The sequence below is a fragment of the Candidatus Angelobacter sp. genome, from assembly GCA_035607015.1.
Lineage (GTDB): Bacteria > Verrucomicrobiota > Verrucomicrobiia > Limisphaerales > AV2 > AV2.
The window spans coordinates 1-5,979 of sequence record DATNDF010000173.1 but is presented as its reverse complement, the minus strand read 5'-3'; the positions used below and the strand labels follow the sequence as shown (position 1 = coordinate 5,979).

Below are 5,979 nucleotides of genomic sequence, written 5' to 3'. Positions count from 1 at the left end.
CATAGTACCTTGCGCGGGTTTGCACCGCACCGTAGCCCCACAAGTTCATCACGAGGTCACGAGGAAACTCGCGATAGCGCAGCTCAACATTCTCGTGACGCTGCGTCCATTGACCTCGAAGCCACTGAAACTGCCTGGTCGTGTTCTCGAACGAATATTGCGCGGTCGAGTAGTCCTGATAAAAGAACCCGAAGCGGTTTTGCCAGTAGAGCGGCAGGAACTGGTCCAGCGACTGGTCGTAAAGCGTCGCGACCATTTCCGCGACGGACTTCTCAACATCCATTTCGCGGTGGGACGAGACTCCGTCGACCCGTGAATTCTTGTCAGTTTTCTTTTGGTCGGGGCTCGAGGGGTCTCTCGCCCCACCGCCTTTTGGAGCTGAAATCACCGCTGTCCAGGTTTCCTTCTGGCCAGGCCCCAGCTTCGACGTGAAATGCTCCCACTTGATGTCGAGTTCCTTGTTCTTCCACGGCACATCCACGTGGCGTGATTCAAGATACGCCCGGTTCTCGCGCACCTGGGTGACATGCACGGTGAATCCGCCGCGCATCGCTTCGGTCACGGCCTGCCTGATCTGCTGCTGCGTCCGCCCGGGCTTCGTCCAGAACTGCTGAATCATCTTATGCCGGTGCTCGATCTCGACGAACGCGCGTCCCTCGTCGTAGCCCGTGCCCCACAACGCCATGAACTCCTCGCCCGGTTCGAGGCTCCACTTCGGCGCGTCGAGCAAATGCGGAATCTTGATTGCGAGCTTCGTATCGTCGGGCTTCAACACGCGGATTTGCTGGCGCGCCGTCACCTTCTTTCCAAAGCGATCCTGCGTTTCCAGCACTGCGCGATAAACGCCGACTCCCAGCTTTGCCGGAAATTTCGCCGCACCTTTCGCATCCGTGGTGAAACCTTGTTCGGCAACCACCTCGCCCAACTCCCACCAGTTCGGGTCGGAAAGGTCCGGATGCTCTGGCGTCGGACCGGGCCGGTAATCGCTGATCTCGCCCATGTAAGGCCGCTGCACTTTGTCCGGCTGCTTGAGCCGGTAAATCTTCACGCTCCCCTCGGCTGTCTGCGGCTCGCCGTCAAGCGTTGTCGTGGTGACACCGATCTCGACGGGCTGATCCTCCGTTTGCCAGTCGCCCACGCCAAGCGTCGCTTGCAATGCGGTGAATCCGACGTTGATGCCGCGCTGTGCGGAGCGAGTCTCGCCGGTCGTATCGGTCACGTCCGAGTAGATGCTGAAGCTGAACGACGCCTCATCTTTCTCCGAAACTTTCGGATCGGGTTTGGCGACAAACTCGATCTTGAAAGTGCCATCAATCCCGGTCATCGCCGTGCCATGCGCGATCTCCTGGCTCGCCGAGACGCCGCGCATTCGCCACGAGTGATACCAGCCCCACCAATACGGCCAGCGCACTTCGCGCACGACCCGATACTTCACCTGCGCGCCGTCAATGGCCGCGCCGGTATAGCTTTCGGCCTTGCCTTGCAAGGTGACCTTGTCGTTGAGTTTCGCGGCAGTTTTCGGCGCGTCGAGTGTCACCTGGAACTTCGGGCGTTTGTATTCCTCCACATTGAAGTCGGCCTGACCGTTGGGGGTACTGCTCACATAGATACGCATTCGTCCCATGACGCGGTCGCGCGGCGCGGTGAAGCTGCCGGTGAACGAGCCATAATCGTTGCAACGATGCTTTTGGCGCGCAATTTCCTTGTTGTTCGGATCGGCGAAAATCACCGTCAATTCGCGTCCACTCAGCACATCGTAGTCGTCCTTCTCCTGATTTACCCGCAGACAAATGCCCTTGTACTGGATCGTCTGGCCGGGCCGATAAAGCGCGCGGTCGGTGAAGAAGATCGTCTGGTCGGACGACCGTTCGCGCTCGTAGCGATAAGCGGAGTATTCCTGCTGCGTGGCCAGTTCGCGTCCGTTGTGCCGCGCTCGAATCAGATAACCCCGCCCTTCCTTGGGCGCGAATGTGAAGAAGCCGTTTTCGTCGGAGTTCACCGCCGGTCCGGAAACACGATTACCCTGATTGTCGAGAGACCACGACATGATCTCCGCGCCGGCGACCGGCTCCCCTGAGTTGGCCTCCAGCACGAAGCCTTCGATTTTGCCGTCGCGCGGCCGGACAACCAGCGCAAGGTCGCTCACCCAGACATCTGTGAACGTGAGCTGGTTGTCCGTTTCGCTGAAGTCCGGTTTATGACTGGCGACGATGAAGTAAAAACCGGGCTTGAGATTTTCGGGCGCGGGCAGTTCCTGCGCGCGCTCCTTGTAGTCCGGCGTGGGCGGCAATGCGCCGGACCATTCCAACGCCGGCGTTTTGGCCAGAAGTTGTTTCCGCTCGTCATCGTTGAGCTTTTCGGGGCGGCTGTGTCTCTTGTCGAGAAACTCGTTCCAATCCCACGCAAAGGCGCGGAAATAAACGTTCGTCACGTTGCGATAATAAACCCGGACCTTTGGCCACGGGGCGTTCCAGACCCGCTCCGTGGATATGGCGACGGATTTCGCCTCGATTTCCGAGACGAGATTCCGACAGAGCTTGCCGCCGGCGCTGTTCGGAAAAGCGTTCGCACCGCGCAACGCGAGGTTGCGCGCTTCCACCAGATCCTCCTCCTGCTGCACCACACGCGCCCAATGATGCAGCGCTATTGCCGATAGCTCGTGATCGGCCCATTTGCCCACGAGCGCCTTGAGTGCCGTCTTGTAACGCGCGTTCTTCTCTTCGCCAAACGCGACGTTGAACCCGTAAACGAGGCGCGATAGATCGGCGTCTATGAAAGCTGTCTTGTCGTTGTCTTTCTGGTGAAATCGAAGCAGGTCCTGGAAGAGATGAATGGCTTTGAGCTTCGGCGAATCAGCATCCGTAGTCTCTGGCTTCCAGGCGAGGAAGTCTTCAACACTGCCGAAGAGCGGGCTCTCCGCCGAAATCTCGAAGGCATCCGACGCCTTCGCTGCCGCCTGCTCACCGCTCGCGTAGAACTTGAGCGCCTCATTCGCGATGAAATCATAGAGCGTGGGACGATAGCTGTCGGGCAATGTTCCTTTCTGCAATAGTTCATCGAACGTCGCGACCGGCGTTTTCTTGAGCGCGTCGGCGTTCACCAGCGCCTTCTGGAACTGTTTGTCGATTTCCGCAAACAAGCGCGGCAGATCCCACGTCGTGAAATCCTTGCCCGGCGCTTGCGCCGTCTGCGTGCGCTGCATGAAGCGCCAGCGGTTCTGTTGGAAATAATGCCAGTACCAGTTGGCCAGAATGGTATCGAGCAACGGAACGATTTCCTTCGGCGCCTTGGCGATCTCCGCCTCCAGCCGCGTGATCTTCTCCTCGGGCTTGTTTCCCTGGATGTTGCCTTCGAGAACAATCTTTCGCGCGATGGCCTTTGTCGCTTCACCCCAGGCCTTGTCCTTCAACGCGCCTTGAATGATCGGCTCGAGCTTTTCGATGGCGGTCTTCGGCAGCCCTTTCTTGATCGCCTCGTCCACTTCTTTCCATTGCGCGTCGCGCGAGGCGGCGAAAGAAGATGAGAGTCCTGCGAGCAGGCAAAAGAATCCGATAATAAGGCGTGTTTTCATGTAGTTCGGAACGCGGCGACGCTAACACCTGCCTCTGGCAGGTGCAATTGCCGGGGAGCACACGCCGCTGGCGTGTCCGCTGCGGCGGCCGACGGCGGCGCAAAGCGGTCACGTCTCATAAACGTTGTGCAAGGCGGGAAGATTGATTGCCATTGGCGACGAACCGTCGCCAATGGTCCGCGGGCCGCGCGCGCGCTCCGGAGACGTTACTCGTAAATTTCATATACCGTGTCTCCCAGCGCGAACTGCACATTTTGCCCGAGTGCCAGCCAGGGCAGAGTTTCCGCCTTCTTTGCGACGAGATCGAAGTATTCCTTCGAATTGAGCTGCGCGCGGACACGCCTCGGGTCTTTCAATTTCTGAATCGTGGAATCAATCCACTGGTTGCCATTCTGGTAAAAGCTCCGCCCGCCAACGAAGCGCGTCTGCTGCGTGTATCGGGCAATCCGTGTCGGTTCCACTGCCCTGCCTGCGACCACGGTGCCGGCTGACGACGGCGCGGGCAACGTCTCCACTGAAAGCCCGTGTTGCGCCTCGGCGACGCCGAGCGAGAGAGCGTCCGCCGGCGCGTTCGCTGATTTGAATGCCAGTTCGCTGCGCGATTGCGTTACCGGTGCGAGGCCGTAACGCTGCCTCATCACATTGGCGGAGTAGCCGTCCAAACTGGAACGCGCCGCTGCATCCTGCTGAAGCTCCGGCAGCGTTTGCGACAGAATCGGCACTCCACGCTTTGCTTCGTCCTCAACGATCAAATAAGCCGTGTAAGGCGTGACAATGCTGTATTTGCGCGCCAGCTCGGTCACTTCATCCTTCAACTCAGCGTTCTCGCCGTGCAACCGGATTTCTTCGAGGAGGTAGCCCACGCGCCGCGTGGCCCAAAGGCGTGGAATGAAATCGTAATCGTCGCCGTTGTCGCCAAATTTCACATCGTAAGTGAACTTCCTTTGCGCGCCGTTCACAGTTCCCTCAATCACGGCAGCGGAATCTCCCCTGCCCTGGTAGCGACCGACCAACACCAGTTGTTCGCCCTTGAACAAATCGGGCAACGGCGCGGGATAAAGTCTCGCCGGATGGATGTCGCCGGTGAAGCTCAGCGTCGGATTCGTCAACACCGGGTCTTTGATCTTGGCGAAAAAGTTCGAAATCTTCACTTCGATGTCCTCCTCCGGCAACACGTACTGGCTGACGGCGCGCGTTTCCTCGGTGATCTTGTCGAGCAAATGCGTGTTCACGTCATGGCCGATGCCGAAACAGAAGACGCGCACGTTCCCGCCGCCGTTCTTCTTCACGTTGGCGACGATCTCGTTCTCGTCCGTGGTTCCAACCGTCGGCAGACCGTCGGTCAGGAAAATGACGACGAACGGGCGGTCAGTTTCGGATTTCGGATTTCGGATTTCGGATTTTGAAAATTGAACCTCCTCACGTCGGCTGCTACCGGGGCGTAGGGCGAGCGCTTTCTTCAGCGCATCGTCGATCGCCGTGCCGCCGATGGCCTTCAGGTCCTTGATAAAATCCTCCGCGCGTGAACGGCTTTCCTTCGACACATCGACGAGTTTGTTGAACAGCGGTTCGGCCTCGGTCGAGAAACGCATCACTTCGAAACGGTCGCCGTCGTTCAGGTTCTCGACACAGAACGCCAGCGCCTTCTTCGCCTGCTCGATTTTCTTGCCCGCCATCGAGCCGGAGGTATCGAGCACAAACGTCACGTCTTTCGGAATTACCCTGGATTCCTTCGTGCCAATGCCCGGCGACGCGAGCAGCAGGAAATAGCCGTCATCACCGCCGGTTTTGTAAGTCATCAGGTTCACGCCGATGTCCTCCGGTTCCGGCGCGAAGAAAAGCTGGAAGTCCGTGTCCGGCTTCGCGTCTTTCGCTTCGTAACCGATGGTCGCCTTGTTTCCGCCGTGACGTTTGATTTCCACGTTGTGGCTCGGCGAATAGATGGATTTGAGCGGACGCTTCGTTTCCAACTCGACCTTGACGCTCACGTTCGGAATCGGCCTGGCCGAAAATTTTTCGGTGTTGAGCGGATAAACGTAGCCGACGAGGCCGGCGTCGGACTTGAGCAGTTGCGTATAGGAAAGCTTCACTCGCTTGGTGCCGCGCGGCTCAATGGGAAAGATGCGGACCTTGAACACATCATGGTTTGCGTATTCGAGCAGCGCCGGGTCTTTGAGCTTGCGCACGATGTCCTCGTAGATGCCGCGCGCCTTGTCCGCGGTCAGCAACTCGGCTTCGACCTCCCTTCCGTCGATGTTCATCGCGAACTTTTTGATCTGCGCGCCCTTGGGAACGGGAAAGAGGAACGTGCCTTCGATCCGCTGCGCGTTGGGATTGTAAAACTCCTCTTCGATGGACGTGGTGGCGAACTGGTCGCTGATGCGAATGTCCGCCTGATGCCGCTTCAC

The 5,979-nt window shown here is 58.7% G+C and carries 2 protein-coding genes; both read right to left on the bottom strand.

The window, feature by feature from the left end; genetic code table 11:
* Positions 1 to 3,571: MG2 domain-containing protein (locus tag VN887_06995; protein HXT39753.1), on the bottom strand; the 3,571-nt coding region annotated here is incomplete at its 3' end.
* A 206-nt stretch (positions 3,572 to 3,777) separates the two neighbouring features.
* Positions 3,778 to 5,979: VIT domain-containing protein (locus VN887_06990; protein ID HXT39752.1), on the bottom strand; the 2,202-nt coding region annotated here is incomplete at its 5' end.